Here is a 25621-nt window from a genome sequence, read left to right as displayed (position 1 = left end):
TCTCCCAATGCAGTGTCGGCCAGTCTCACGAATCGTGTGCGCCCGTGGGCGCAGCCCCCCACGAAATCTACGCCACCGGTCGCCCGGTCCCGCCCCTCGGTCGGTCCTTAGGGTGGGGGCATGCTCTCGGAACCACGCTCAGGACGACTGGCCGCATGGGGAAATGCCCTTTTGGCCGGACTTGTTTCGCCGGACGACGCGGTGACGGCCGTCATCGGGGAGGACGCGGTGCACCGGGTCGAGGGGCTGCCCGGTGAGTCGGCGCCCGTCGGTCTCACGCTCGCGCTGGGGCGGCTGCGGGCGCTCGGCGCGTCCGGACTGCGGATCGCCCTGCCGGCACCCGGGCATCCGCTCGGGCTGAGCGGGCCCCCCGAGTTCAACACGCGGGCGCTGGAGGCGGAGGAGGCGGTGCTCTGCGAGGGCGCCGCGCTGGGGCTGGTGCCTGAGGTGTACGAGGCCGGGCCTGCCGGGGACGTGCACGTCGAGGTCGTCTGGCACTGTCTGCCGGTACGGGAGGCGCCGCCCGCCGATGTGCCGTCCCTCGGGGAGGCCGAGCGGGAGCTCGCGGAGGCGCTGCGGGACGCGACGGCACTGTTGTCCCGGCTGGACCTCGCCGGGTCGGGGCCGGTCGCGGAGGCGGCGATCGACGCGTACCGGGCGCGGGCGGAGCGGGGGCGCGAGGTGTTGGCGCCGGGGTATCCGCCACGGGCTGTACGGGTGCTGGAGCTGGCGCAGCGCGTGGGGCTGCTGGTCTCGGTGGCGTCCGAGAACGGGCCCGGCGGGGCGGTGAGCGCATCGGAGATCGCGGCTCGGGCGGAGGCGTTGCGGCCGGTGGAGCGGACGGCTCGGCGGGCGCAGGTCGCGGCGTACAACTCCGTTGTGGTGGAGCGGGGGGTGCGGTGAGGTTTGTTGTGTTGTGCGGTGCGGGGCTGTTGGTGTGGGCGTCGCTGGGGGCTGCCGCCCCCAGGCCCCCGCTTCGGCCCTGAACGGGCCTTGTCCTCAAACGCCGGACGGGCTGAGATGCCTGGACCGGCGCTGAAATACCTGCTCCGGCCACGACGGTTGCCCCGACCGGCCTCCCGGGCGTACCCAGGAGGCCGGAGGTCAGGTCCTCAGTGGTTGAGGCCGAGGTTGCCGAAGGCGGGGTTCAGCACGCCGATGACGTTGACGCTGTTGCCCACCACGTTCACCGGGATGTGCACCGGGGCCTGGACGAGGTTGCCCGAGGCGACGCCGGGCGAGCCGACGGCCTGGCCGTTGGCGTGCGCGCCCTCGGTGGCGGAGGCGAAACCGGCGCCGGCGGCGACCAGGCTGCCCGCCACCATCGTCACGGCGGCGGCCTTCTTCAGGTTCTTCATGTCTGTGCCCTCCCTTTGCGTTCACCGCGGCAGGTCGCCGCGGCACGCACTGAAGAACGCCGGAAATCCACGAAGGATGCGCCATCTGGGGGACATTCCCACGACGGTATGAATCTCAGCCCGGAAGGGAACGTTCCGAATTGCCGGTCATCCGGTCACACCGTGACGTACCGCCCACAACGCCGCCTGGGTGCGGTCCGCCAGGTCGAGTTTCATCAGGATGTTCGAGACGTGTGTCTTGACCGTCTTCTCGGACAGCACCAGGGCTCGGGCTATCTCCCGGTTCGACCGGCCGTCCGCGATCAAGGTCAGCACCTCCCGTTCCCGCTCGGTGAGCGAGCCGCCCCTCCCCTGGCCCGAGTGGGTCTCCTCCTGGGTCAGCAGCGCGCCGGCGACCTCGGGCTGGAGCAGGATGTGTCCGGCGTGGACGGAGCGGATGGCGCCGGCGAGGGCGTCCGGGTCGATGTCCTTGTAGACGTAACCGGCGGCGCCCGCGCGGAGGGCCGGGATCACCGTGCGCTGCTCGGTGAAGCTCGTGACGATCAGCACGCGCGCGGGGTTGTCGAGTTCACGGAGTCTGCGCAGCGCCTCGACGCCGTCCATCCCCGGCATCTTGACGTCCATGAGGACGATGTCGGGTTTCAGTTCCTGCGCGCGGTCGACTCCCTCGGCGCCGTCCGACGCCTCGCCCACGACCTCGATGTCGTCCTGCACTTCGAGGAACGTGCGCAGGCCCCGCCGGACCACCTGGTGGTCGTCGACCAGCAGCACCCTGATTGCGTCAGCCACCGGGGACCTCCATCTCGATCGTGGTGCCCTTTCCGGGCGCCGATTCCACGTCCAGGCTGCCGCCGACGCCGCTCGCCCGGTCCCGCATGGAGACCAGTCCCAGGTGGCGTCCGGCGCTGCGGACCGCCGTCGGGTCGAAGCCGCTGCCGTCGTCGGTGACACGCAGGGCGGCGCCCGGTCCTCGCTTTGTCAGGGTCACCTCCACCAGGGCGGCCCCGGAGTGTCGCAGGGCGTTGTGCAGGGCCTCCTGGGCGACCCTGAGCAGCGCCTCCTCCTGGGCCGCCGGCAGGGCGCGGACCCCGCGACTGTCGAAGGTCACGCGCGCGGAGTGCGCGCGGTCGAGGACCTGGACGTGGGTGCGCAGCGTGGCGATCAGACCGTCCTCGTCCAGGCCCGTGGGGCGCAGCTCCACGACCGCCGCGCGCAGTTCGTCGGCCGCTTCCGCGGCCAGCGCGGCCACCTGTTGCAGTTCGCCCTTGGCGCGGGCGGGGTCGCGGTCCACCAGGGTGGTGGCGGCCTGGGCGGTCAGGCGCAGGGAGAACAGTTTCTGGCTGACCGCGTCGTGCAGTTCGTGGGCGAGTCGGGAGCGTTCCTCGACGATGGTCAGTTCGCGGCTGCGTTCGTAGAGGCGGGCGTTGGTCAGGGCGATCGCCGCGTGCTGGGCCAGGATGGAGAGGAGCTCCTCGTCGTCCTCGGTGAAGCCGCAGTCTCCGGAGGACTTCGCGCAGTTCTTGTTGGCCAGGAACAGTGCGCCCAGTACCTCCTCGCCGTCCCGGATCGGCAGGCCGAGGAAGTCGGACATGTCGGGGTGGGCGGCGGGCCAGCCTTCGAAGCGCGGGTCCTTGCGGACGTCGGCCAGGCGTTCGGGGCGGGCCTCGTGCAGCATCGCGGCGAGGATGCCGTGCTGGCGCGGGAGCGGGCCGATGGCCTTCCACTGGGCGTCGCTGACCCCGTCGACCACGAACTGGGCGAAGCCGCCGTGGTCGTCCGGGACGCCCAGCGCCGCGTACTGCGCGTCGAGCAGCTCTCTGGCGGAGGCGACGATCGTCTTGAGGACGTCGCGCACCTCGAGGTGCCTGCTCATGGCCAGCAGCGCGGCGCTCACCGCGGCCAGGCCGGACCGGGGTCCTTGACTCATGCCCTCACGGTACCGGCGGGGTGTGACAGTGCGTATCCGACCTGTGGCGGCCCCGCCTGCGACGAAGGGCCTAGGGCGAAGGGCCCCGCCGTATTGCGGCCCTTGGACGAGGCGGCCGGGAGGGTCCCGTTCCTACGTTGGGTGTGCTGCCACTTCGGCAGCCGGGGACGAGGGGACAGGTTGTCATGCCGGTAGCGATCATCACGGGGGCTTCCAAGGGGCTGGGGCGGGCGCTCGCCTCGGCGCTGGCGCAACGGGGCTGGGATCTCGTCCTGGATGCCAGGACCCCGGAGGTGCTGCACGCCACCGCGGAGGCGCTCGGTGCGTACGGAGGGCGGGTGGAGGCCCTTGCCGGCGATGTCACGGACGCCGGTCACCGCGCCGGGCTGGCGTCGGCCGCGCAGAAGCTGGGTGGCCTCGATCTCCTGGTGAGCAACGCGAGCGCGTTGGGCGCCGAACCGCTCGTACGGCTGGAGGAGCTGCCCCTGGAGGGGCTGCGGCGGGCTCTCGAGGTGAACGTGGTGGCCGCGCTGGGGCTGGTTCAGGAGGCGTTGCCGCTGCTCAGGGGGGCTGCGGCCGGGGCGGTGATCGCCGTGAGTTCGGATGCGGCGGCCGAGGCGTACGAGACGTGGGGCGGCTACGGGGCGTCCAAGGCGGCGCTCGACCAGCTGGCGGCGGTGCTCGGGGAGGAGGAGCCGGGCTTGCGGGTCTGGGCGGTCGATCCCGGTGACATGGGGACGGATCTGTACGCGGCGGCCGTGCCTGGAGACGCTGAGCCGCGGCCGGCGCCCGGCAGTGTCGTACCCGCGTTTCTGCGGCTGCTGGACGAGCGGCCGGCGAGCGGGCGGTACTCGGCGCCGTCCCTGGTGGAGGGGCGATGACGCTGGCCGTGCGGGTGCCGGAGGAGCTGTCGGCGCGGGTGCCCGCCGAGCAGCGGGGGCCGGGGCTGGACCGGGACGCCGTGAGGCTGCTGGTGTCGCGGGGGACGGCGGTGACACATCACGCGTTCTCGGAGTTGCCCCGGCAGTTGCGGGCGGGGGATCTGCTGGTCGTCAACACGTCGTCGACGTTGGCCGCCGCTGTGGACGGGTGGGTCGGGTACGCGCGCGTGGTGGTGCATTTCTCGACGCTCGGGGACGACGGGCGATGGGCCGTCGAGCTGCGGGATCCCGACGGGACGGGCTCCACGCGCGCGCGTGCGGGCGGGGCCGCGGGGACGGTGGTGCGGTTGCCCGGCGGCTCGGAGCTGGTCATGGAGGAGCCGCTGAGCGTGCGCGGCCCCCGACTGTGGTGGGCGCGGGTGGACGGGCAGGTGCTGTCTCTTCTGCGGGAGCACGGGCGGCCCATCCGGTACTCCTACACGGAACGCGATCAGCCGTTGTCCGTATATCAGACGGTGTTCGCGCTGCCGTCCCGCGACGGGGCGGGCAGCGCGGAGATGCCGAGTGCCGCGCGGCCCTTCACCGCGCGGCTGGTGGCGCAGCTGGTGAGCCGGGGTGTGCAGTTCGCGCCTGTCAGGCTGCACACCGGGGTCGCGTCCGCGGAGGCGCACGAGCCGCCGTATCCGGAGCGATTCGCGGTGCCTGAGTCCTCGGCGCGGCTGATCAACGCCGTGCGGGCCGGGGGTGGGCGGGTCGTGGCGGTCGGTACGACGGCGGTGCGGGCCGTGGAGTCCGCGGCCGGGCCGGCGGGTGTGGTCCGGGCGGCCGGCGGCTGGACGGACCTGGTGGTGACGCCCGAGCGCGGGGTACAGGTGGTCGACGGACTGCTGACGGGGCTGCACGAGCCGGAGGCCTCGCATCTTCTGATGCTGGAGGCGGTCGCGGGACGGGCGGCGATCGACCGGGGGTACGAGGAGGCGTTGCGTGAGCGGTATCTGTGGCACGAGTTCGGGGACGTACACCTCCTTCTTCCGGGGGAGGCGCGCAGCAGCGCCTCACACTGAGCATTGCTCTCGCAACCAGCAGTGAGGCGAACGGTCGACGCATGTGACCCCGAACATAGGGCGCACATCACTTACTAGGGGCCATAGGAGACAAACGTCCACTGGGTGAGCGGGAAAGACGCTCCGATCTGTCCTATTTTGCCCTTCCTGGATCCACTACCCCTCGTAGTACGTCACACCTTTGCCACATTATTTTGCGGCCGCTAAGAATGGCAGCCGTCGCTCAGCGCCGCGGGTTCCGCCCGCGGCGTTTGTGCCGGAAGCACCCCTGTCCCCGGACATCGAGCGACCTCCGCGCTATTCGAAGAGGTCCATCCGCCATGCCCGAGAACACCGCCACTTCTGGTCGTAGTCGTACGTCGGCCAGGACCCGCAAGCTCGCGATCGCCGGTGCCGCCACGCTCAGCGCCGCCGCCCTCGCGTTCACCCTCGTACCGAGCGGCGACACCCGGCCCGCCTCCGAGGCCGTCACCACCGCTCCCGTGGTGTTCAGCCAGGAGCAGGTCAGGGACGTGAAGGCGAGCATCACCGACCAGCTGGCCGGCGCGACCGTCAAGGCCGAGGCCGCCGCCGCGAAGAAGAAGGCGGCCGACGCCGCTGCCGCCAAGAAGGCCGCAGCGAAGAAGGCCGCGGCGAAGAAGGCTGCCGCCAAGAAGGCCGCGAAGAAGAAGGCCGCAAAGAAGAAGGCCGCGGCGAAGGCGGCCAAGGAGCGCAAGGCGAGGGAGGCCGCGAGCCGGTCCGCCAAGCGTGCCGCGCTCAGGAAGGCCGCCAAGAAGTCGTACGCGAACAACCTCGACGGCTGGATCCGCGAGGCCCTCGACATCATGGGCCGCAAGGGCATCCCGGGTTCCTACAACGGCCTGTACCGCAACATCATGCGGGAGTCCACGGGCAACCCGAACGCCGTGAACGGCTGGGACATCAACGCCCAGAACGGCACCCCGTCGATCGGTCTGCTCCAGGTCATCCAGCCGACCTTCAACGCGTACCACGTCTCCGGTACCTCGACGAGCATCTACGACCCGGTCGCCAACATCACGGCCGCCGCCAACTACGCGGCCGACAGGTACGGCTCGATCGACAACGTCAACGGCGCGTACTGAGGCTTGCGCGGACCTCTGACTCGTACAGGGCGAAAGGGCGGCACCCCCACCGGGGTGCCGCCCTTCACCGTCGTACGGCCGTGGTCACTTGCGCATGACCTCGGGCTCGTGGCGGCGCAGGAAGCGGGCCACGAAGAAGCCGCAGATCACGCCGAGGGCGATCAGGGCGACCATGTCCATGCCCCAGGCAGCGGCCGTGTGGTCCCAGAGGGGGTCCGTGTTGGAAGGGTCGTCGACGTTCGGGCTGATCTTGTTGAAGTCCAGCGTGGCGCCGGCGGCGGCGACCGCCCAGCGGGACGGCATCAGATACGAGAACTCGTTGACGCCCATGCTGCCGTGCAGGATGAACAGGCAGCCGGTGAACACGACCTGGATGATCGCGAACATGACGAGCAGCGGCATGGTCTTCTCGGACGTCTTCACCAGCGACGAGATGACCAGGCCGAACATCATCGAGGAGAAGCCGAGCGCCATGATCGGGATGGAGAGCTCGAGCAGCACGAGCTTGCCGAAGATCACGCCCTCGTCCGGGATCGTCCGGCTGGAGAAGCCGATCGCGCCGACCATGAGGCCCTGCAGGACCGTGATGAGGCCGAGGACGATCACCTTGGACATCAGATACGCCGAGCGTGACAGGCCGGTCGCGCGCTCCCGTTCGTAGATGACCCGTTCCTTGATCAGTTCGCGGACCGAGTTCGCGGCGCCGGCGAAGCAGGCACCGACCGCGAGGATCAGGAGCACCGTGGTGGCGGTGCCGTTGGGCACGATGGTGCCGTTCTTGCGCGGGGGGTTGGGCAGGAGGCTGTTGTCCGGGTCGATGAGCAGGCTGACCGCGCCGAGGACGGCCGGCAGGATCACCGTCAGCGCCAGGAAGCCCTTGTCGGAGACGATGACCGCCGCGTAGCGCCGGATCAGGGTCATCAGCTGGGAGCCCCAGCCCTGCGGCTTGGGCGGGCGCATGGCCTGCGCGCTGGGCATGTCTACGGACTGCGGGGCTACGGCGTCGATGTCCGCGGCGTACATCTGGTAGTGCTGCGAGCCCTTCCAGCGTCCGGCCCAGTCGTAGTCGCGGTAGTTCTCGAAGGCGGAGAAGACATCGGCCCAGGAGTCGTAGCCGAAGAAGTTCAGGGCCTCCTCGGGCGGGCCGAAGTACGCCACCGCGCCGCCCGGCGCCATCACCAGGAGCTTGTCACACAGGGCCAGTTCGGCCACGGAGTGGGTGACGACCAGGACCGTACGGCCGTCGTCGGCGAGGCCGCGCAGCAACTGCATGACATCTCTGTCCATGCCCGGGTCGAGGCCGGAGGTCGGCTCGTCCAGGAAGATCAGCGACGGCTTGGTGAGGAGCTCCAGGGCCACCGAGACGCGCTTGCGCTGGCCGCCGGAGAGGGAGGTGACCTTCTTCTCCTTGTGGATGTCGAGCTTCAGCTCGCGCAGCACCTCGTCGATACGGTGCTCGCGCTCCTGCGTCGTGGTGTCGGCGGGGAAGCGCAGTTTGGCCGCGTACTTGAGGGCCTTCTTGACGGTCAGTTCCTTGTGCAGGATGTCGTCCTGCGGGACCAGACCGATGCGCTGGCGCAGCTCGGCGAACTGCTTGTACAGGTTGCGGTTGTCGTAGAGGACGTCGCCCTGGTTGGCGGGCCGGTAGCCGGTGAGCGCCTTCAGGAGCGTCGACTTGCCGGAGCCGGACGGGCCGATGACCGCGATCAGCGACTTCTCCGGGACGCCGAAGGAGACGTCCTTGAGGATCTGCTTGCCGCCGTCCACGGTGACCGTCAGATGGCGGGCCGAGAAGGAGATCTCACCGGTGTCGACGAACTCCTCGAGATGGTCGCCGACCAGCCGGAACGTGGAGTGGCCGACGCCGACGATGTCGTTCGGGCCGAGCAGGGCGGTGCCGCCCTTGGCGATCGGCATGCCGTTGACGTACGTGCCGTTGTGCGAGCCCAGGTCGCGGATCTCGAAGCGGCTGTCGGGGGTCGCGTGGAACTCGGCGTGGTGGCGCGAGACCTGGAGGTCGGAGACGACCAGGTCGTTCTCCAGCGCGCGGCCGATGCGCATCACGCGGCCGAGGAGCAGCTGGTGGAAGGTGGTCGGGCTGCGGTCGCCGTACACCGGCGGCGCGCCCGCGCCCGGGCCTGCCGCGCCCGGTCCGGGGCTCTGCTGCTGCGGGATCGCGGCGGCGTGCTGCTGCGGCTCGGGCCGCGGCCAGCCCTGTTCCGGCGCCTGCTGCTGGGGCTGCTGTGCCCAGCCGGGGCTCGCGCCCTGGGCCGCGAACGGCTGTTGCTGAACCTGTGCCACCTGCGGTGTCGCGACCGAGGCGGCGCCGCTGGAGAGATTCAGCCGCGGGCCGTCGGTCGCGTTGCCGAGATGGACGGCCGAGCCCGGCCCGACCTCCATCTGGTGGACGCGCTGCCCCTGCACGAAGGTGCCGTTGGTGCTGCCGTGGTCCTCGATGGCCCAGCTCCGGCCGCCCCAGCTGATCGTGGCGTGCCGCCAGGAGACCCTGGCGTCATCGAGCACGATGTCACCCTGCGGATCGCGTCCGAGGGTGTAGGGCCTGGACGAATCGAGCGTCCAGGTCCGTCCGTTCAATTCCAGTACGAGTTCCGGCACTCCATGCCCCACTGTGTTGTCCCCCGAATATCTGCCCCAACACGGGGAGTCTAGGGATGTCGAACATCGTGGGGAACTATTTCAGGCTCAGTCCCCTGACCGAAAGTCGGGCCTTGCGCGCGGGGCGTAAAAGCGGACAGCGACGCGCCGTTGACGGGGTGGAGACAGGCCCGGAGAGTGGTAATCCCACGCGAGGGGGACACGCGCGGTGGACGCCGCCGCGCGGATCGGGGGGCCGACGATGAACATCGGGACATCCGAGCGGGACCGTAGGCCGCCGCGGGGGGACGTGGCGCTCTCCGCGATCGTCGCCGTGAGCTGGGCGTTGATCGGAATGGCGGGAACGGCGGCGCTCGGACTGCATCTGCTGGAGGCGGACTCCACGGCCTCGCTGGGGCCGATGACCGCGGCGGTCGTGGCGCTTGGGGCTGGTGGTTCGGTCACACCGTCCGGTGATGTGTCGGCCTTCGGCCTGCAAGGGGCGGAGGCGGCCACCGCCATCGAGATCGCGCCACTGGGCGTCGGCCTGGTGGGTGCGCTGCTTCTGTCGTGGTTCTTCCTACGGTCCCTGCGCGGGGCGGGAGTTGTGATCTCCCCGTCCGAACTCCTCGCGCGCGCGGGCACGATGGTCGCCTTCTTCGTGGCGACCCTGGGCGGGCTGGCGTGGGCCGGACACGACGTCATCACGATCGACGGCGGCAGCCTGGGCCTCGACGATCTGCCGGGTACGGGCGGAGGCGGCGGCGGGGGCATCGAGATCCCCGGGGTCGGTGACATCGGGGGGCTGCTGCCCGACCGGGTCGGCGACCTGATCGGCGCGAAGGCAGCGGTCGGCTTCACCGTCGACACCGTCCCCACTCTGCTCGGCGGCCTGGTGTGGGCGGCCGCGGTCCTGACGATCGCGCTTCTGGCGTCCCGCCGTACTCCCCTGCCGCGCGGTTGGGAGGCCGTCCATCGCGTCGTCCGTCCGGCGGTGTCCGCATTCGTCACCGTCGCTCTGGTGGCGGTGGCCGCGGGACTCGCGGCGGCCGCGTACGCGGCGATCGACGACGCCCACCCCAAACGCATCGCGGGCGCGGCCCTGCTCGGCGCGCCCAACGGCGTCTGGCTCGGCATCCCGATCGGTCTGTTCGTCCCGTACGACGGCAGCGCGTCCGGGGTGCTGGTGAACTTCCTGCCGGATCCCCTTGACCGGCTGCTCAGCTCGCCGGACGACCAGTCGGTGAGCCTCGGCCGGCTGGCCGAACTGGACAGCCGGGTATGGCTGCTGGGGGTCGCGGCGGCCTTGATGATGCTGCTCGCGGGCATCCTGACGGCGGCACGGACACCACTGGCACGCGGGGTCGGCTCCGCCGACGTCAAGGGGTGGGTGCCTCTCGCCGTACGGGACCCGGGTGCCCTGCGTTTCGCCGGCCGCTGCGCGCTACGGCTGGGGGCGGTGACCGCGGTGGCGTTGCCGCTGCTCGCCTGGCTGGCGGAGGTGTCCGTGGACGCCTCGATCTCGGTACTGGGCTTCGACGCGTTCGGCGCCGGAATCGAACTGCACGGGCAACTGATCGCGGCCCTGCTGCTGGGTGCCCTGTGGGGCGCGGGCACGGGAGCGTTGGGCGCCCTACTGGCGTACGCGAGCGGGGCGGCGGGGTGGCGGGCGGTCCCGTTGGCACTGGGTGACGCGTGGGCCGGGCCGGCGGGGCCGGGTGGGGCAGAGGGGGGTATGGCGGGCGGGGTGGCGGGCGGAGCGCCTGCGCTGGTGGGGGCAGGCTGGGGGCCGGGATCTGCGGGTGGGGCGCCTGGGCCGGTGAGGGCGGACTGGGGGCCCGGTTCCGAGGGTGGGACGCCTGGACCAGTGGAAACAGGCTGGGGGCCGAGTTCTGCGGGCGGAGCGCCTGGTGCGGTGGGAACAGGCTGGGGACCAGGCTCGGCGGGCGGAACGCCTGGACCAGCGGGAGCGGGTGGAGTGCCGAGTTCGGGGGCCGGTGCGCGGGGGACGGCGGGAAGCGGCGGGGTGCCAGGCGTGGCGGACGAGGAAGGGAGGTACGGCGTTCGTCCGGAGCAGGTCGGTGGCGGCGGGCCGCACCCCGGCCCGTACGTTCCCAGCTCGCCCTACCGGCCGCCCAACCGCGAGACCAATCCGTACCTACGGCTGCCCGAGGGCCTCTCGGAACCCGAGGACGCGCGACCGGCCGGGTGGGGGCAGCCGTATGGGGGCGGGCCGGGTGCCGGCGCGGGGTCCGGAGCCGAGCAGTCGCGGGAGAGCGGTTGGAGTCCTGAGGGGCGACAGCCGTACGAGGGTGGGTGGGCGCCCGATCCCCCGCGTACGGGGGCGCGGTCGCCCGATGGGAGCAGCGCGCCCGAGTGGGCCGGTTCCGGCGGGGCTAGTGGGCCGGGGCCGGGTGACCGTTCTCGTGGATGGGGCGGCGGCCCGGGTGAGCCGGGCGGCGCCGACGGACGAGGCGGGCCAGGCACAGGTAGCAGCTCGGGATGGAGCTCCGGCCCCGGCGAGCCCAGCGGCCCCGACCGACGACGCGCGCCAGGCACAGACGGCAGCTCCGGGCGGAGCACCGACCCCGGCGAGCCCAGCGGCCCCGACCGACGACGCGCGCCAGGCACAGACGGCAGCTCCGGGCGGAGCACCGACCCCGGCGAGCCGGGTGGCTCCGGCGGGCGGCGTGGGCCGGCCGCCGACGGTGGGTCGGGCGGGCAGCAGGGCTCGGGCAAAGGCGGTGGCCCGGCTGACGGGCGTGGTTCGGGGGAAGGTGGCGGGTCGGGTGACGGGCGTGGTTCGGGGGACGAGGAGTCGCCGCCCGAGAACCTGTACGGGCTGCCGACCATGGCCAGGCCCCTCTCCCCGCCGCCGCGGCGGCCCGGATGGCGCAGGGGCGGGTCATCGGGATCCGAGCCCCAGAAGCGGACTCCTCCCCCGCCGCCGCCTCCGCCCCCGCCGCCCGGCACGCCCAAGGGGCGGCGCTGACCTGCGCGTAAGCTGCTCGCCACCCGGGCGAAACGTACTGTTCCCTGTCCGTCAGTCGGACCGCGTGCGCGGAAGGCACTGGGTGCCGGATACGGTGGAAACACCATGAACGCTACGCAGACCGCTGACGTACCCACCCTTCTCGTCAAAATCTTCGGCAAGGACAGGCCGGGCATCACCGCCGGTCTGTTCGACACACTTGCCGCCTACTCCGTTGACGTGGTCGACATCGAGCAGGTCGTCACGCGTGGCCGCATGGTGCTGTGCGCGCTCGTGACGCAGCCGCCTGCCGGGCTCGAAGGCGATCTGCGGGCCACCGTCCACAGCTGGGCGGAGTCCATGAAGATGCAGGCGGAGATCATCTCCGGGCTCGGTGACAACCGGCCGCGTGGGCTCGGACGTTCGCTCGTCACTGTGCTCGGGCATCCGCTGACCGCCGCGTCGACTGCCGCGATCGCCGCGCGGATCACCAGGACCGGCGGCAACATCGACCGTATCTTCCGGCTCGCCAAGTACCCCGTGACGGCGGTCGAGTTCGCCGTCTCCGGTGTCGCGACCGAGCAGTTGCGCACCGCCCTGGTCACCGACGCGGCGGCACTCGGTGTCGATGTCGCGGTCGTCGCGGCGGGGCTGCACCGGCGGGCACAGCGGCTGGTCGTCATGGATGTGGACTCCACGCTCATCCAGGACGAGGTGATCGAGCTCTTCGCCGCGCACGCGGGCTGTGAGGACGAGGTCGCCCAGGTGACCGCCGCCGCGATGCGCGGGGAGCTGGACTTCGAGCAGTCGCTGCACGCGCGGGTGGCGCTGCTCAAGGGGCTCGACGCGTCGGTGGTGGACAAGGTGCGCAGCGAGGTCCGGCTCACTCCGGGTGCGCGCACGCTGATCCGTACGCTGAAGCGGCTCGGCTTCGAAGTGGGTGTCGTCTCGGGTGGGTTCACCCAGGTCACCGACGATCTGAAGGAGCGGCTCGGGCTGGACTTCGCCCAGGCCAACACATTGGAGATCGTCGACGGGAAGCTGACGGGCAAGGTCGTCGGCGAGATCGTGGACCGGGCAGGCAAGGCTCGGCTACTGCGGCGGTTCGCGGCGGAGGCGGGGGTGCCGCTGGATCAGACCGTGGCGATCGGCGACGGGGCGAACGACCTGGACATGCTGAACGCGGCGGGGCTCGGTGTCGCCTTCAACGCCAAGCCGGTCGTGCGGGAGGCCGCGCACACCGCGGTGAACTTCCCCTTCCTGGACACCGTGCTGTATCTGCTGGGGGTCACCCGCGAAGAGGTCGAGGCGGCGGACACCCAGGAGTAGTTTTCTGGGTTGCGGGTGGCAGGCCTGGTGCCGCCGGTCGGCACCAGGCCCCGGTGCTACTCCGTCGGTGCCCAGAAGTCGAGCAGTGTCGCCGTCTTCGGCTCCAGGCCCTTCCAGGAGCCTGTGAAGGACAGGGTCGCGAAGGCCGCCGCGGGGAAGCCTCGTCGGGTGAGCCTGGTGCGGGAGTCGCTCTCGGACTCTTCGGCCAGGATGTCGGTGAGTGCCTGCACTCCTGGGTTGTGGCCGATCAGGACCACGTTCTGGGTGTCGTCCGGGGTTTCGTTGAGCAGGGCGATGAGTTCGCCCGGTGAGGCTTCGTAGATCCGCTCCTCATAGACGGTCTTCGGCCGTTGCGGGAGTTCCTGGACCGCCAGTTTCCAGGTCTCGCGGGTCCGGGTGGCGGTGGAGCAGAGGGCCAGGCCGAAGGGGATGCCGGTGTCGGCCAGCTTGCGCCCGGCGACAGCGGCGTCCTTGCGGCCCCGATCAGCGAGCGGCCGCTCGTGATCGGTCACCTGGGGCCAGTCGGCCTTCGCATGCCGGAAGAGGACGATCCTGCGGGGTTCTGCGACGCTCATGGCATCCAGCTTCGCATGAAACACGCCATCAGGCGCAGGGAGTTGACGGGCGGCTCCGCAGGTGGGAATGGGGCGTCCACAGTGCTCAGCGCGTCACCAGCTCCCGGGCTCGCTCAAGGAGGTGGGCGATCATCGGGTCGCCGCTCGCGGCCTGCGCGCCGGTCGGGTTCAGCATCAGGACGAGCAGCGCGACGAACGCGAGCGTCGGCAGGGCCAGGGCCCACCAGGGCAGCCGTATGTCGACGTCACGCCTGGTCGGCGAAAGGGGCCGGGAGTGCGTGCGGGCCGACATGATGCCTCCGTGGGTCTTCGAGCCGTCTGTGGCCCGCGTCTCGCGGCCACACCACGAAGTTACGGAACCCGCGGCCCTCAACCCATCCGGTGATCCACCCACTTGACCCTGAGACTCACCCCCTAGGGGATGGTGGGGCTACCCCCACCCAGCGCCGTCACGGTGAGGCGATCGTCGCGATGACGGCGATGATCACGAAGATGGCGAAGAACGAGCCGAAGACGAGCAGCATCTTCTTCTGGCCGTTCTGGGGATTCGGATCGAGCACTGGCATACGGCCAGTCTCGCACCTGTCCCCCCGACTCCTTCCTGCGGGGTGCGCGCACCCGGTGGGGCGGGGTCAGCGGGCCGCGGCCTCGTCCTCCACCGTGCGGTCACGTCCCGCGAGTACGCCGACGACCATCTGCGGCAGCATCAGGCCGGCCATCAGCGCCAGCGGCAGTCCCCAGCCGCCGCTGTGCTGGTAGAGGACACCTACGAGGAGCGGCCCGGGGATGGAGATGAGATAGCCGGTGCTCTGGGCGAAGGCCGACAGCTGGGCGACGCCCGCGCCCGTCCTGGCCCGCATCCCGACCATCGTGAGGGCCAGCGGGAAGGCGCAGTTGGCGATGCCGAGCAGTACGGCCCAGATCCAGGCTCCGTCGGCTGGCGCGAGGTACAGGCCCGCGTACCCGAGGAGTCCGCAGCCGCCGAGTGCGATCACGATGGGCCCCTGGTGGGGCAGGCGCGTGGCCACGCGCGGGATGACGAAGGCGAGGGGCACGCCCATCGCCATGGTCACGGCGAGCAGCAGTCCCGCGGTGCCGGCCGGGACGCCGGCGTCCCGGAAGATCTGGGCCATCCAGCCCATGGTGATGTAGGCGGCGGTCGCCTGCAGCCCGAAGAACACCGCGAGCGCCCAGGCGGTACGGCTCCGGGTGATGCGCAGGGCGCCGGCCTCCCGACTCCTGGCGGACGTCCCGCGCGCGGGAGGCGCCGCCCGCCTCGGTCCGCCCGCGCCCCGATCCCGTACCAACGGGATCCAGGGCACCACCGCGGCCGCCGCGAGGACCGCCCAGAGGGTCAGTCCCGTCTGCCAGCCGCCGCCCAGCGCCTCGGTCATGGGCACGGTGATCGCCGCCGCGGCGGCGGTGCCGAGGGCGATGGCCATCGAGTACACGCCCGTCATGGAACCGACCCGGTCCGGGAACCAGTGCTTGACGACGACCGGCATCAGGACGTTGCTGACCGCGATCCCCATGAGGGCGAGCGCGGTGGCGGCCAGGAAGCCTACGGCGGTGCCCGTCCAGGGGCGGATCGCCAGGCCGGCGGCGATGGCGACCATGCCCGCGCAGACCACCGCCCCGACGCCGAAGCGGCGGGCCAGGCGGGGTGCCAGGCCGCCGAAGAGGGCGAAACAGAGCGGTGGTACGGAGGTGAGCACTCCGGCGGCGGTACCGCTCATGCCGAGTGCGTCGCGCACCTCTTCGAGGAGGGCGCCGAGGCTGGTGACGGCCGGGCGGAGGTTGAGGGCGGACAGCACGATGCCGACGACGACCAGCCGCGTGAGCCACACGCGCGCGCGTGGTCTCACAGTCGCTGTCGACGTGGATGTGGACTCCGTCGTCCGGGTTTCCTCGCTCACCATGACATCCAGCATAGGATCATAGGATGATTGGTTGTAGTCCTCCGACCGAAGGTGCGCCATGCCGCCGCTGAGCCATCCCCGTCGATCGGTCCTCTCCGAGCAGGTCATCGCGGCCCTGCGCAACCAGATCACCTCGGGCGAGTGGCCCGTCGGCTCGCGCATTCCGACGGAGCCGGAGCTGGTCGAGCAGCTCGGGGTGGCGCGGAACACGGTCCGGGAGGCGGTCCGGGCCCTCGCGCACAACGGGCTCCTGGCCATCCGCCAGGGCTCGGGCACGTACGTCGTGGCTACCAGCGAGCTGGCCGGTGTCATGCACCGCCGGTTCGCCGACGCGGACCCCCGGCACATCGCCGAGCTGCGTTCCACGCTGGAGTCGGGCGCGGCCGAACTGGCGGCCCTGCGGCGCACCGAACGCGACCTGAAGCAGCTGGACGCGCTTCTGGAGCGCCGGGAGGAGGCCTGGGCGTCCGGCGACGCGGAGGCGTTCGTGACGGCCGACGCGAGCCTGCACATGGCCGTGGTGGCCGCTTCCCACAACGACGTGATGACGGCGATGTACGCGGACCTGGGCGAGGTCCTGCGGGACTGGCTGCGCGACGACGTGGGTGAGGAGCTGACTCCCCGGTCGTACGTGGACCACGCACCGCTCGTCGACGCGATCCGCGCGGGCGACGCGGCGGCCGCCGCCAGGGAGGCCGCGGGTTATCCGTTCGTGTGCCGGTTCAGGGCGTCCGCCGCTGGTGGCTGACCCACACCGAGCGGACCTCCTTCCAGCAGCGGCCGGTGAGCCGTACGGTCTGTGCCGGGCCGGCCTCCACAAGGGCGCCGTCACTGTCCAGGTCCCACCAGCGGGCGCACTCGATGTGCAGACGCACGCGGTCGGCGGGCACATAGGGGTTGTGGCAGTACGCGGTCACCTCGGAGCCGGTGACCCGGGTGTAGCAGGTGGCACCGAAGGGCTCGGGCCGTTCCGGCTGCCGGGCCGCCACGCGCGCGTGGGGCGCGGCCTCGTACGGAACAGCCGTTATGAGCGCGGCGGCGGTGAGCAGCGGGGCGAAGCTGCGGGACAGGCGCACAAGGGGGACCTCCTCGGCCGTGCTGGGGAGGAAACGCGAGGTCAACGCGTACTCCAGCGTGCCCGGTCACCCCTCCCCCGCGCCCGGCCGGATGCGCCGAACGGGTGAAGGCGTACCGACGTGCCGAGGGCCCGCGCCGGAAGCGGCGCGGGCCCTCGGGATGTCGGCCGTGCCCCGAGGCAGCGGCAGCGGTGTCACGCGCCGATCGCGTGCAACCCGCCGTCGACGTGGATGATCTCGCCGGTGGTCTTCGGGAACCAGTCGCTGAGCAGGGCGACGATGGCACGGCCGGCCGGCTCGGGGTCCTTGAGGTCCCACTCCAGGGGCGACCGGGCGTCCCACACGGAGGCCAGCTCGCCGAAGCCCGGGATGGACTTGGCGGCCATGGAGGCGAGGGGGCCGGCGGAGACGAGGTTGCAGCGGATGTTCTGCTTGCCCAGGTCACGGGCGACGTAACGGCTGGTGGCCTCCAGGGCGGCCTTGGCCGGGCCCATCCAGTCGTACTGCGGCCAGGCGAACTTCGCGTCGAAGGTGAGGCCGACGACCGAGCCGCCGTTCTGCATCAGCGGAAGGCAGGCCATGGTGAGCGACTTCAGGGAGTACGCCGAGACATGCATGGCCGTGGCGACCGACTCGAACGGCGTGTTCAGGAAGTTGCCGCCGAGGGCGTCCTGCGGGGCGAAGCCGATGGAGTGGACGACGCCGTCGAGGCCGCCGAGCTCCTCGCCGACGAGGTCGGCCAGCCGTCCGAGGTGCTCGTCGTTGGTGACGTCGAGCTCGATGACCTTGGTGGGCTTGGGCAGCTTCTTGGCGATGCGCTCGGTCAGCGTGGGCCGCGGGAACGCGGTCAGAATGATCTCGGCGCCCTCTTCCTGAGCCAGCTTGGCGGCGTGGAAGGCGATGGAGGACTCCATCAGTACACCGGAGATGAGGACGCGCTTGCCCTCGAGAATTCCGCTCATGGTGATCAGTGACCCATTCCCAGTCCGCCGTCAACGGGGATGACGGCTCCAGTGATGTACGAGGCGTCGTCCGAGGCGAGGAACCGCACCGTTGCGGCGATCTCCTCCGGCTGCGCGTACCGGCCGAGCGGCACCTGCTTCACGATGCTCTCGCGCTGCTCGTCGGTGAGGACCTTGGTCATGTCGGTGTCGACGAAGCCGGGCGCGACCACGTTGAAGGTGATGTTGCGCGAGCCCAGCTCACGGGCGAGGGACCGCGCGAAGCCGACCAGACCGGCCTTGGAGGCGGCGTAGTTGGCCTGACCGGGACCGCCGAACAGACCGACAACCGACGAGATGAGGACGACGCGGCCTTTCCTGGCGCGCAGCATGCCGCGGTTGGCACGCTTGACGACGCGGAAGGTGCCGGTGAGGTTGGTGTCGAGGACGGAGGTGAAATCCTCCTCGGACATACGCATCAGGAGCTGGTCCTTGGTGACGCCGGCGTTGGCGACGAGGACCTCGACCGGACCGTGCTCGGCCTCGATCTCCTTGTAGGCCTGCTCCACCTGCTCGGTGTCGGTGATGTCGCACTTGACGGCCAGGCAGCCCAGCTCTGTCAGGGCGGCCGGCGGCTCACCGGAACGGTATGTGATGGCGACCTTGTCGCCGGCCTCGGCGAACGCGCGGGCGATGGCGAGGCCGATGCCCCGATTGCCTCCGGTGACGAGAACCGAGCGGCTCAACGGATCACCCTTTCGTTAGCGGTTCAACACCTGTCCGAACAGCAGGGTTGACAGGCTGCTTCTGCGAAAATCTATCGGCCCGTCCACACCGGCGGACATTCGGGCACCGACAGTGGCTCACCCCTGGTCCTGTCGGGTCCCTACAGTCGACGCCCTTTCGGCTCCCGTCTCCCGCACTGTCCTGATCGAGGCCAATCCGTTGGAAGCCGTGCTGTCGGACCTGCATGATTCACTGCGAGACAGACGCATCACACTGCGCATCACACTCACCGTGACAAGGAGAGGCCGCTCATGGCCCATGAGGTCGATCAGTCATTCCTGGCACTGCCCCTCCGTGCCCTGGCCGACGCCGCCCTCGCACGCGCGCGTGCGCTCGGTGCCGAGCACGCGGACTTCCGGTTCGAGCGGGTGCGCAGCGCGTCCTGGCGGCTGCGGGACGCCAAGCCGTCCGGATCGTCGGACACCACGGACCTGGGGTACGCGGTGCGGGTGGTGCACGGCGGTACCTGGGGGTTCGCGTCGGGTGTGGACCTGAGCATGGACGCCGCCGCGAAGGTCGCCTCGCAGGCCGTGGCCATGGCGAAGCTCTCCGCCCAGGTGATCAAGGCGGCTGGGTCCGACGAGCGGGTGCAGCTGGCCGGGGAGCCGGTGCACGCCGACAAGACGTGGATCTCGTCGTACGAGATCGATCCGTTCTCCGTGCCGGATGAGGAGAAGGCCGGGCTGCTGGCCGAGTGGAGCGCCCGGCTGCTCGCGGCGAACGGGGTCAACCATGTCGACGCCTCGCTGCTCACGGTGCACGAGAACAAGTTCTACGCCGACACCGCGGGGACCGTCACCACCCAGCAGCGGGTGCGGCTGCACCCGCAGTTCACGGCCGTCTCCGTCGACGAGTCGAGCGGCGAGTTCGACTCGATGCGGACCATCGCGCCGCCCGTCGGGCGCGGCTGGGAGTACCTCACGGGCACGGGATGGGACTGGGATTCCGAGCTCGAACAGATCCCTGAGCTGCTCGCCGAGAAGATGCGGGCGCCGAGCGTCGAGGCGGGGCTCTACGACCTGGTCGTCGACCCGTCCAACCTGTGGCTGACCATCCACGAGTCCATCGGCCACGCCACCGAACTGGACCGGGCGCTGGGTTACGAGGCCGCGTACGCCGGTACGTCCTTCGCGACCTTCGACCAGCTCGGCAAGCTCCGGTACGGTTCCGAGCTGATGAACGTCACCGGCGACCGTACCGCCGAACACGGTCTGGCGACCATCGGCTACGACGACGAGGGCGTCGCCGGTCAGTCGTGGGACCTGGTCAAGGACGGGACGCTGGTGGGCTACCAGCTGGACCGGCGGATCGCGGAGCTCACCGGGTTCGAGCGGTCCAACGGGTGCGCGTACGCCGACTCGCCCGGGCATGTGCCCGTGCAGCGCATGGCCAATGTGTCGTTGCAGCCCGATCCGGGCGGGCTGGCGACCGAGGATCTCATCGGCGGGGTCGACCGCGGGATCTATGTCGTCGGGGACCGGTCCTGGTCCATCGACATGCAGCGCTACAACTTCCAGTTCACCGGTCAGCGGTTCTTCAGGATCGAGAACGGCCGGATCACCGGGCAGCTGCGGGACGTGGCCTACCAGGCGACGACCACCGACTTCTGGGGCTCCATGGCGGCCGTCGGCGGTCCGCAGACGTACGTCCTCGGCGGTGCCTTCAACTGTGGCAAGGCCCAGCCGGGGCAGGTCGCGGCCGTGTCCCACGGGTGCCCGTCGGCCCTCTTCAGGGGCGTCAACATTCTGAACACCACGCAGGAGGCCGGTCGATGAGCGCTCACCCCAACAAGGCGAACAAGCCGCACGAGATCGTCGAGCGGGCCCTCGAGCTGTCCCGGGCGGACGGGTGCGTCGTCATCGCCGACGAGCAGTCGACCGCCAACCTGCGCTGGGCCGGCAACGCCCTCACCACCAACGGGGTCACGCGCGGGCGCACGCTCACCGTCGTCGCGACCGTCGGCGGCAAGCAGGGCACGGCCTCGGGGGTCGTCTCCCGCGCGGCCGTCACCGCCGACGAGCTGGAACCGCTCGTACGGGCCGCGGAGGCCGCCGCGCGCGGCGCCGGGCCGGCGGAGGACGCCCAGCCACTGGTCGGGGGCGTGCCGGAGTCCCCGGACTTCACGGACGCGCCCGCCGAGACCTCCTCCGCGGTGTTCACCGACTTCGCGCCGACGCTCGGCGAGGCCTTCGCACGCGCGCGGGCGGGCGGCCGGGAGCTGTACGGCTTCGCCAACCACGAGCTGGTGTCGAGCTACATGGGTACGTCGACGGGGCTGCGCCTGCGCCATGACCAGCCCAACGGGACGCTGGAGCTGAACGCCAAGTCCCCGGACCGTACGCGGTCGGCGTGGGCCGGGCGGTCGACGCGGGACTTCAAGGACGTCGACCCGGCCGCCCTCGACGCCGAACTGGCCGTACGACTCGGCTGGGCGGAGCGGCGCATCGAGCTGCCGGCCGGACGGTACGAGACGCTGCTGCCGCCGACCGCGGTCGCCGACCTGCTGATCTACCAGATGTGGTCGGCGTCGGCGCGGGACGCCGCCGAGGGGCGCACGGTGTTCTCCAAGCCGGGCGGTGGGACACGTCTCGGCGAGAAGCTCACCGAGCTGCCGCTGACCCTGCGCAGCGACCCGAACGAGCCGGGCCTGGAGACCTCCCCCTTCCTGCTCGCCCACTCCTCCGGCGACGACCAGTCGGTGTTCGACAACGGGCTGCCGCTCAGCGCCACGGAGTGGATCCGCGAGGGCGAGCTGAACCGGCTGATCACCTCCCGGCACACTGCCGGACTGACCAGCCTGCCGGTGTCCCCGGCGATCGGGAACATCGTCCTGGACGGGGGCGAGGACAGGTCTCTGGAGGAGATGGTCGCGAACACGGAGCGCGGGCTGCTGCTGACCTGCCTCTGGTACATCCGCGAGGTCGACCCGGCCACCCTGCTGCTGACCGGCCTGACCCGCGACGGGGTGTACCTCGTGGAGAACGGCGAGGTCAGCGGAGAGGTCAACAACTTCCGCTTCAACGAGTCACCGGTGGACCTGCTCGGGCGGGCCGTTGAGGCGGGGCGTACGGAGAAGACGCTGCCCCGGGAGTGGAGCGACTGGTTCACCAGGGCCGCGATGCCGGCGCTGCGGGTGCCGGACTTCAATATGAGCTCTGTCAGTCAGGGCGTATAACCTCGTTGCCGGTAGTCCCTCGGCTGCCGTAGAACTGCAAGAAGACCACTCAAGGAGATACGAGAACCGTGACGGACATCGTCGACGAGCTGAAGTGGCGGGGGCTTTTCGCCCTGTCCACTGACGAGGACGCTTTGCGCAAGGCGCTCGCGGACGGTCCCGTCACGTTCTATTGCGGTTTCGACCCGACGGCGGCCAGTCTGCACGTCGGCCACCTGGTGCAGGTGCTCACCATGCGCCGTCTCCAGCAGGCCGGCCTGCGTCCGCTGGCCCTGGTCGGCGGGGCGACCGGTCAGATCGGCGACCCGCGTCCGACCGCGGAGCGCACGCTGAACGACCCGCAGACGGTCGCGAACTGGGTGACCCGGCTCCGCGCGCAGATCGAACCGTTCCTGTCCTTCGAGGGCGAGAACGCCGCCGTGATGGTGAACAACCTGGACTGGACGGCCGGCCTGTCGGCGATCGAGTTCCTCCGGGACATCGGCAAGCACTTCCGCGTCAACAAGATGCTGACCAAGGACTCGGTCGCCCGGCGGCTCGAGTCCCAGGAAGGCATCAGCTACACGGAGTTCAGCTACCAGCTGCTCCAGGGCATGGACTTCCTGGAGCTGTACCGACGCTACGGCTGCACGCTCCAGCAGGGCGGCAGCGACCAGTGGGGCAACCTCACGGCTGGCCTGGACCTGATCCACCGGCTGGAGCCCGAGGCCGAGGCGCACTGTCTGGCGACGCCGCTGATGGTCAAGGCGGACGGCACCAAGTTCGGCAAGACCGAGGGTGGCGCCATCTGGCTCGACCCGGAGATGACGACGCCGTACGCGTTCTACCAGTTCTGGCTGAACGTGGACGACCGGGACATCTCGACGTACATGCGCATCCTGTCCTTCCAGTCCCCGGAGCAGTTGGAGGCGCTGGAGGCGCAGACCGCTGAGCGTCCGCAGGCGCGGGCCGCGCAGCGGGCGCTCGCGGAGGAGCTGACGACGCTGGTGCACGGCGCCGAGCAGACGGCCGCCGTGATCGCCGCGTCCAAGGCCCTCTTCGGCCAGGGCGAGCTGGGTGAGCTGGACGAGCGGACGCTGAGCGCGGCCCTCTCCGAGGTACCGCACATCCAGGTCGCCGAGGCGGGGCTGGTCGTCGACCTGTTTGCCGAGGTCGGGCTGGTGGCCAGCAAGTCGGCCGCGCGGCGCACGGTGAAGGAGGGCGGCGCCTACGTGAACAACGCGAAGGTCACCGCCGAGGACGCGGTTCCCGCGAAGGAGGACCTGCTGCACGGGAAGTGGCTGGTCCTGCGCCGGGGCAAGAAGAACCTGGCGGCGGTCGAGGTCACCGGCTGATCAGTACGTGTGTGAGGGGGGCGGCCCGATCGACAGGGCCGCCCTCTCACGCACGTACATCTGTCGCTTAAGCGCGGTGTCTCTTGCCTCGCATCGACGAGTACGCCATGTCGCCCAGCATCACGATCACGACGGCCGCGGCGAGCTGGAGCGCGTGGCGGCCCCAGTCGATGCCGCTCGTCTCGTCGATGCCGAACCCTCGCGCCATCGCGTTGCCGGCGATGGCGCCGAGGATGCCGAAGATGGTCGTCAGCCAGAGCGGGCTGTGCTGCTTGCCAGGAATGATCAACTTGGCCAGCACACCCAGCACGAGTCCCACGATGATCGCCCAAAACCAGCCCATTTGGTGCCTCCTCGTACGGCTCCGGTGAGCATTACGCCCAGTGTCGGTCCGTTCGCGCTACGGCGCATGTCGGGGGCCTCGGTACGCGGTACGGCGCAGAGCGCTCACCCCGGGGGAAGGTGCCCCGGTCTCGTAGGCGGCGCAGACGCGGCGTAACGTGGAAGACGTCCGGGCCTGGTTCCCCGACCGGGTTCGGCGCGGGGTACGGGCCGGGGCGTGTCCGATTCGGGTGGATGGTGGAACGTGATGCGGAAGCAGAGCAACGGTGGCGGCGCCCAGGTTTTCCGGATCACCGGGGCCCGGCAGGGGCTTGCGGACGATGTGCGCGCCAGACAGCGCCGGTACGTCATTTCCATGTCCGTGCGCACGGTGGCGGTGGTCCTCGCGGCGGTGCTCTGGAACGTCGAACGGCACGTCGCGTTCGTGGCACTTGTACTCGGCATGGTCCTCCCCTACATCGCCGTGGTGATCGCCAACGCGGGCCGTGAGAACGCGCCGGGGCTTCCGTCGACCTTCGTGACGGTTCCGGTACGACCGATGATCGCGCCGACGCGACCGGAAGAGGACCACGCGGAACCCGCAGCGGAAGACGTCGAGGGCGATCAGGGAGCCGGTGCGCGGGCCAATCCGCGCGAGCGGGCCTGACCGGAAGTCAGTGCGCGTGGCTTCGCCAAGCTCAAGAAAAGCTCAGATCAATCATGGAGTTCCGGTGCCGGGCGGACGGGTACCCGTGACATACTTCGTACGCGCTCCGCATCCCCCGTCGGAGCGACAGACCGACGCCGGGCAGCTCCCCCCGTGGCTGCTCGGCGTCGCCTTTTTGAGCGTGGTTTCCGCCGGGTTAAGGTCGGAAAATGATCGGCCCTGACCCTGACTCCCCCATCTGTTCCGCCAAGGCATGCCGGGCGGACGCCGTGTGGGTGCTCGCCTGGAACAACCCGAAGCTGCACACTCCCGAGCGGCGCAAGACATGGCTGGCGTGCGAGGAGCATCGCGAGCACCTGTCCCAGTTTCTGGGGGTGCGGGGGTTTCTCAAGGACGTGGTGAGGCTTGAGTCGTGGGGGACTCCTCCGGAGGGGTGAGGGGAGCGTCTTTTCGTCGTCTGCGGGTCGTGTGTGGCTTGTCGCGCAGTTCCCCGCGCCCCTTACAGCCAGCCCCCGATATCAACTAGCCGCCGATCGCTGACATCGGTCTGTCCGGCTGGACGAACGACGGGTCGTCCAGGCCCGCGCCTGCCTTCTTGCCCCACATCGCCTCGCGCCAGAGGCGGGCTATCTCCTCGTCCGGAGCGTCGGAGCGGAGGGCCGCGCGGAGGTCGGTCTCCTCGCGGGCGAAGAGGCAGGTGCGGATCTGGCCGTCGGCCGTCAGCCGGGTGCGGTCGCAGGCCGCGCAGAACGGGCGGGTGACGGAGGCTATGACGCCCACGCGATACGGGCCGCCGTCCACCAGCCAGCGCTCGGCGGGGGCCGAGCCTCGTTCGTCGGTGCCCTCGGGGGTGAGGTCGAAGCGGGTGCGGAGGGAGGCGAGGATGTCCCCTGCCGTGACCATGCCGTCGCGCTTCCAGCCGTGCTGGGCGTCCAGGGGCATCTGCTCGATGAAGCGCAGCTCGTATTCGTGCTCGACCGCCCAGGCCAGCAGGTCAGGGGCCTCGTCCGCGTTGAGCCCCGGCATCAGGACCGCGTTGACCTTCACCGGGGTCAGGCCGGCGTCCCGGGCCGCTTCCAGGCCCGCGATGACGTCATGGTGGCGGTCGCGGCGGGTGAGCGTCTTGAAGACGTCCGGGCGCAGGGTGTCCAGGGAGACGTTGACCCGGTCCAGGCCTGCCGCCTTCAGCGCGGTCGCCGTACGGACCAGGCCGATGCCGTTGGTCGTCAGGGACATCTGGGGGCGGGGGGCCAGGGCCGCGACCCGCTCCACTATGCCCACCAGGCCCGGGCGCAGCAGCGGCTCGCCGCCCGTGAAGCGGACCTCCTCGATACCGAGTGAGGTGACGGCGATGTCGATCAGGCGGACGATCTCGTCATCGGTGAGCAGGTCGGGCTTGGCCAGCCACTGCAGGCCCTCCTCGGGCATGCAGTACGTGCACCGCAGGTTGCAGCGGTCGGTCAAGGAGACGCGCAGGTCGGTGGCCACCCGGCCGAAGGTGTCGATGAGCACGTGGGCCCCCTCCCTCGTAGCGGATCTTGTGCGGATCGGAGTTTCTCGTACACCTGCGAGCCTACGTGACACCGCTGACAACACGGC

At 70.7% G+C, this 25621-nt stretch carries 24 protein-coding genes and 1 pseudogene; 12 read left to right on the top strand and 13 right to left on the bottom strand.

Annotation, left to right across the window (positions count from 1 at the left end; translation table 11 throughout):
* The first annotated feature begins 120 nt into the window (after window positions 1-120).
* Window positions 121-903, top strand: coding sequence for a hypothetical protein (locus PV396_RS01980; RefSeq protein WP_319199813.1), 783 nt, complete (start codon window positions 121-123; stop codon window positions 901-903).
* Between the two features lie 209 nt (window positions 904-1112).
* Here the strand turns inward: PV396_RS01980 and chpE are convergent, their stop codons facing one another.
* The 3 genes from chpE to PV396_RS01965 form a co-directional block, all read right to left on the bottom strand.
* Entirely contained in the window at window positions 1113-1358 is a 246-nt protein-coding gene (gene chpE, locus PV396_RS01975) for a chaplin ChpE (RefSeq protein WP_319199812.1), read from the bottom strand.
* A 147-nt stretch (window positions 1359-1505) separates the two neighbouring features.
* Window positions 1506-2147, bottom strand: coding sequence for a response regulator transcription factor (locus tag PV396_RS01970; RefSeq protein WP_319199811.1), 642 nt, complete (start codon window positions 2145-2147; stop codon window positions 1506-1508).
* Window positions 2140-3285 carry a GAF domain-containing sensor histidine kinase gene (locus tag PV396_RS01965; RefSeq protein WP_319199810.1) on the bottom strand — a complete coding sequence of 382 codons (1146 nt, stop codon included), beginning with the start codon at window positions 3283-3285 and terminating at the stop codon, window positions 2140-2142. The genes PV396_RS01970 and PV396_RS01965 overlap by 8 nt, the downstream gene beginning before the upstream one ends.
* A gap of 185 nt (window positions 3286-3470) precedes the next feature.
* On the opposite strand from PV396_RS01965, the gene PV396_RS01960 reads away from it, so the two are divergent.
* The 3 genes from PV396_RS01960 to PV396_RS01950 all read left to right on the top strand — a co-directional run bounded on the left by PV396_RS01960 (window position 3471) and on the right by PV396_RS01950 (window position 6333).
* A complete protein-coding gene (locus PV396_RS01960) occupies window positions 3471-4166 on the top strand; it encodes an SDR family NAD(P)-dependent oxidoreductase (RefSeq protein WP_319199809.1) in 696 nt (231 codons plus the stop codon).
* Window positions 4163-5230, top strand: a complete 1068-nt coding sequence (locus PV396_RS01955) for an S-adenosylmethionine:tRNA ribosyltransferase-isomerase (protein ID WP_319199808.1) — start codon at window positions 4163-4165, stop codon at window positions 5228-5230. The genes PV396_RS01960 and PV396_RS01955 overlap by 4 nt, the downstream gene beginning before the upstream one ends.
* Before the next feature lie 320 nt (window positions 5231-5550).
* The gene (locus PV396_RS01950; protein WP_319199807.1) at window positions 5551-6333 is read left to right on the top strand and encodes a transglycosylase SLT domain-containing protein; all 783 of its coding nucleotides are present in this window, start codon (window positions 5551-5553) and stop codon (window positions 6331-6333) included.
* Between the two features lie 84 nt (window positions 6334-6417).
* On the opposite strand, the gene PV396_RS01945 is transcribed toward PV396_RS01950, so the two are convergent.
* Window positions 6418-8949, bottom strand: coding sequence for an FHA domain-containing protein (locus PV396_RS01945; RefSeq protein WP_319199806.1), 2532 nt, complete (start codon window positions 8947-8949; stop codon window positions 6418-6420).
* A 241-nt stretch (window positions 8950-9190) separates the two neighbouring features.
* Here PV396_RS01945 and PV396_RS01940 point away from each other — a divergent pair.
* Window positions 9191-11083 (top strand): annotated as a pseudogene (locus PV396_RS01940) (streptophobe family protein); the annotation flags it as partial.
* A gap of 942 nt (window positions 11084-12025) precedes the next feature.
* On the top strand, window positions 12026-13228 hold the full coding sequence (gene serB, locus PV396_RS01935; protein WP_319199805.1) for a phosphoserine phosphatase SerB: 1203 nt from the start codon (window positions 12026-12028) through the stop codon (window positions 13226-13228).
* Between the two features lie 56 nt (window positions 13229-13284).
* Here serB and PV396_RS01930 read toward each other — a convergent pair whose 3' ends face one another.
* From PV396_RS01930 to PV396_RS01915, 4 genes are all read right to left on the bottom strand, one after another.
* Window positions 13285-13803 carry a histidine phosphatase family protein gene (locus PV396_RS01930; protein ID WP_319199804.1) on the bottom strand — a complete coding sequence of 173 codons (519 nt, stop codon included), beginning with the start codon at window positions 13801-13803 and terminating at the stop codon, window positions 13285-13287.
* 85 nt (window positions 13804-13888) lie between these two features.
* Window positions 13889-14095: a hypothetical protein gene (locus PV396_RS01925; protein ID WP_319199803.1), complete on the bottom strand. Its 207-nt coding sequence runs from the start codon at window positions 14093-14095 to the stop codon at window positions 13889-13891.
* A 157-nt stretch (window positions 14096-14252) separates the two neighbouring features.
* Window positions 14253-14369, bottom strand: a complete 117-nt coding sequence (locus PV396_RS01920) for an SGM_5486 family transporter-associated protein (protein WP_105974872.1) — start codon at window positions 14367-14369, stop codon at window positions 14253-14255.
* Between the two features lie 66 nt (window positions 14370-14435).
* Window positions 14436-15734: an MFS transporter gene (locus tag PV396_RS01915; RefSeq protein ID WP_319199802.1), complete on the bottom strand. Its 1299-nt coding sequence runs from the start codon at window positions 15732-15734 to the stop codon at window positions 14436-14438.
* A gap of 46 nt (window positions 15735-15780) precedes the next feature.
* On the opposite strand from PV396_RS01915, the gene PV396_RS01910 reads away from it, so the two are divergent.
* The gene (locus PV396_RS01910; protein ID WP_319199801.1) at window positions 15781-16470 is read left to right on the top strand and encodes a FadR/GntR family transcriptional regulator; all 690 of its coding nucleotides are present in this window, start codon (window positions 15781-15783) and stop codon (window positions 16468-16470) included.
* Here the strand turns inward: PV396_RS01910 and PV396_RS01905 are convergent.
* From PV396_RS01905 to fabG, 3 genes are all read right to left on the bottom strand, one after another.
* Window positions 16445-16798, bottom strand: a complete 354-nt coding sequence (locus tag PV396_RS01905) for a hypothetical protein (RefSeq protein WP_319200618.1) — start codon at window positions 16796-16798, stop codon at window positions 16445-16447. The genes PV396_RS01910 and PV396_RS01905 overlap by 26 nt on opposite strands.
* A 194-nt stretch (window positions 16799-16992) precedes the next feature.
* Window positions 16993-17760, bottom strand: a complete 768-nt coding sequence (fabI, locus tag PV396_RS01900) for an enoyl-ACP reductase FabI (RefSeq protein WP_319199800.1) — start codon at window positions 17758-17760, stop codon at window positions 16993-16995.
* Window positions 17761-17765: 5 nt separating this feature from the next.
* Window positions 17766-18485, bottom strand: a complete 720-nt coding sequence (fabG, locus tag PV396_RS01895; protein ID WP_319199799.1) for a 3-oxoacyl-[acyl-carrier-protein] reductase — start codon at window positions 18483-18485, stop codon at window positions 17766-17768.
* A 291-nt stretch (window positions 18486-18776) separates the two neighbouring features.
* On the opposite strand from fabG, the gene PV396_RS01890 reads away from it, so the two are divergent.
* The 3 genes from PV396_RS01890 (at window position 18777) to tyrS (ending at window position 23034) form a co-directional block, all read left to right on the top strand.
* Window positions 18777-20300 carry a TldD/PmbA family protein gene (locus PV396_RS01890; protein ID WP_319199798.1) on the top strand — a complete coding sequence of 508 codons (1524 nt, stop codon included), beginning with the start codon at window positions 18777-18779 and terminating at the stop codon, window positions 20298-20300.
* Complete coding sequence (locus PV396_RS01885) at window positions 20297-21700, top strand: metallopeptidase TldD-related protein (RefSeq protein ID WP_319199797.1); 1404 nt, start codon at window positions 20297-20299, stop codon at window positions 21698-21700. Before PV396_RS01890 ends, PV396_RS01885 begins: the two co-directional genes overlap by 4 nt.
* Before the next feature lie 68 nt (window positions 21701-21768).
* Entirely contained in the window at window positions 21769-23034 is a 1266-nt protein-coding gene (gene tyrS / locus PV396_RS01880) for a tyrosine--tRNA ligase (protein WP_319199796.1), read from the top strand.
* Window positions 23035-23101: 67 nt separating this feature from the next.
* Here the strand turns inward: tyrS and PV396_RS01875 are convergent, their stop codons facing one another.
* Entirely contained in the window at window positions 23102-23377 is a 276-nt protein-coding gene (locus PV396_RS01875; RefSeq protein ID WP_319199795.1) for a GlsB/YeaQ/YmgE family stress response membrane protein, read from the bottom strand.
* Window positions 23378-23623: 246 nt separating this feature from the next.
* Between PV396_RS01875 and PV396_RS01870 the strand changes: the two genes are divergently transcribed.
* Window positions 23624-24022: a DUF3099 domain-containing protein gene (locus PV396_RS01870; protein WP_319199794.1), complete on the top strand. Its 399-nt coding sequence runs from the start codon at window positions 23624-23626 to the stop codon at window positions 24020-24022.
* A gap of 209 nt (window positions 24023-24231) precedes the next feature.
* Entirely contained in the window at window positions 24232-24459 is a 228-nt protein-coding gene (locus PV396_RS01865) for a hypothetical protein (protein WP_319199793.1), read from the top strand.
* Window positions 24460-24544: 85 nt separating this feature from the next.
* Here the strand turns inward: PV396_RS01865 and moaA are convergent, their stop codons facing one another.
* Window positions 24545-25534 (bottom strand): GTP 3',8-cyclase MoaA, encoded by a 990-nt coding sequence (gene moaA, locus PV396_RS01860; protein ID WP_319199792.1) that lies wholly within the window; start codon window positions 25532-25534, stop codon window positions 24545-24547.
* Between the last annotated feature and the right edge of the window lie 87 nt (window positions 25535-25621).

The sequence above is a fragment of the Streptomyces sp. ME02-8801-2C genome, from assembly GCF_033793965.1.
Classification (GTDB): domain Bacteria; phylum Actinomycetota; class Actinomycetes; order Streptomycetales; family Streptomycetaceae; genus Streptomyces.
This window is presented reverse-complemented; position numbering and strand designations above follow the sequence as displayed.

Bases quoted from the DNA above. Each gene is read 5' to 3' on its own strand.
- PV396_RS01980 (WP_319199813.1), top strand. From the start codon at position 121: ATGCTCTCGGAACCACGCTCAGGACGACTGGCCGCATGGGGAAATGCC.
- chpE (WP_319199812.1), bottom strand. From the start codon at position 1,358: ATGAAGAACCTGAAGAAGGCCGCCGCCGTGACGATGGTGGCGGGCAGC.
- PV396_RS01965 (WP_319199810.1), bottom strand. From the start codon at position 3,285: ATGAGTCAAGGACCCCGGTCCGGCCTGGCCGCGGTGAGCGCCGCGCTG.
- PV396_RS01960 (WP_319199809.1), top strand. From the start codon at position 3,471: ATGCCGGTAGCGATCATCACGGGGGCTTCCAAGGGGCTGGGGCGGGCG.
- PV396_RS01955 (WP_319199808.1), top strand. From the start codon at position 4,163: ATGACGCTGGCCGTGCGGGTGCCGGAGGAGCTGTCGGCGCGGGTGCCC.
- PV396_RS01950 (WP_319199807.1), top strand. From the start codon at position 5,551: ATGCCCGAGAACACCGCCACTTCTGGTCGTAGTCGTACGTCGGCCAGG.
- serB (WP_319199805.1), top strand. From the start codon at position 12,026: ATGAACGCTACGCAGACCGCTGACGTACCCACCCTTCTCGTCAAAATC.
- PV396_RS01930 (WP_319199804.1), bottom strand. From the start codon at position 13,803: ATGAGCGTCGCAGAACCCCGCAGGATCGTCCTCTTCCGGCATGCGAAG.
- PV396_RS01925 (WP_319199803.1), bottom strand. From the start codon at position 14,095: ATGTCGGCCCGCACGCACTCCCGGCCCCTTTCGCCGACCAGGCGTGAC.
- PV396_RS01920 (WP_105974872.1), bottom strand. From the start codon at position 14,369: ATGCCAGTGCTCGATCCGAATCCCCAGAACGGCCAGAAGAAGATGCTG.
- PV396_RS01915 (WP_319199802.1), bottom strand. From the start codon at position 15,734: ATGCTGGATGTCATGGTGAGCGAGGAAACCCGGACGACGGAGTCCACA.
- PV396_RS01910 (WP_319199801.1), top strand. From the start codon at position 15,781: ATGCCGCCGCTGAGCCATCCCCGTCGATCGGTCCTCTCCGAGCAGGTC.
- fabI (WP_319199800.1), bottom strand. From the start codon at position 17,760: ATGAGCGGAATTCTCGAGGGCAAGCGCGTCCTCATCTCCGGTGTACTG.
- PV396_RS01890 (WP_319199798.1), top strand. From the start codon at position 18,777: ATGGCCCATGAGGTCGATCAGTCATTCCTGGCACTGCCCCTCCGTGCC.
- PV396_RS01885 (WP_319199797.1), top strand. From the start codon at position 20,297: ATGAGCGCTCACCCCAACAAGGCGAACAAGCCGCACGAGATCGTCGAG.
- PV396_RS01875 (WP_319199795.1), bottom strand. From the start codon at position 23,377: ATGGGCTGGTTTTGGGCGATCATCGTGGGACTCGTGCTGGGTGTGCTG.
- PV396_RS01870 (WP_319199794.1), top strand. From the start codon at position 23,624: ATGCGGAAGCAGAGCAACGGTGGCGGCGCCCAGGTTTTCCGGATCACC.
- PV396_RS01865 (WP_319199793.1), top strand. From the start codon at position 24,232: ATGATCGGCCCTGACCCTGACTCCCCCATCTGTTCCGCCAAGGCATGC.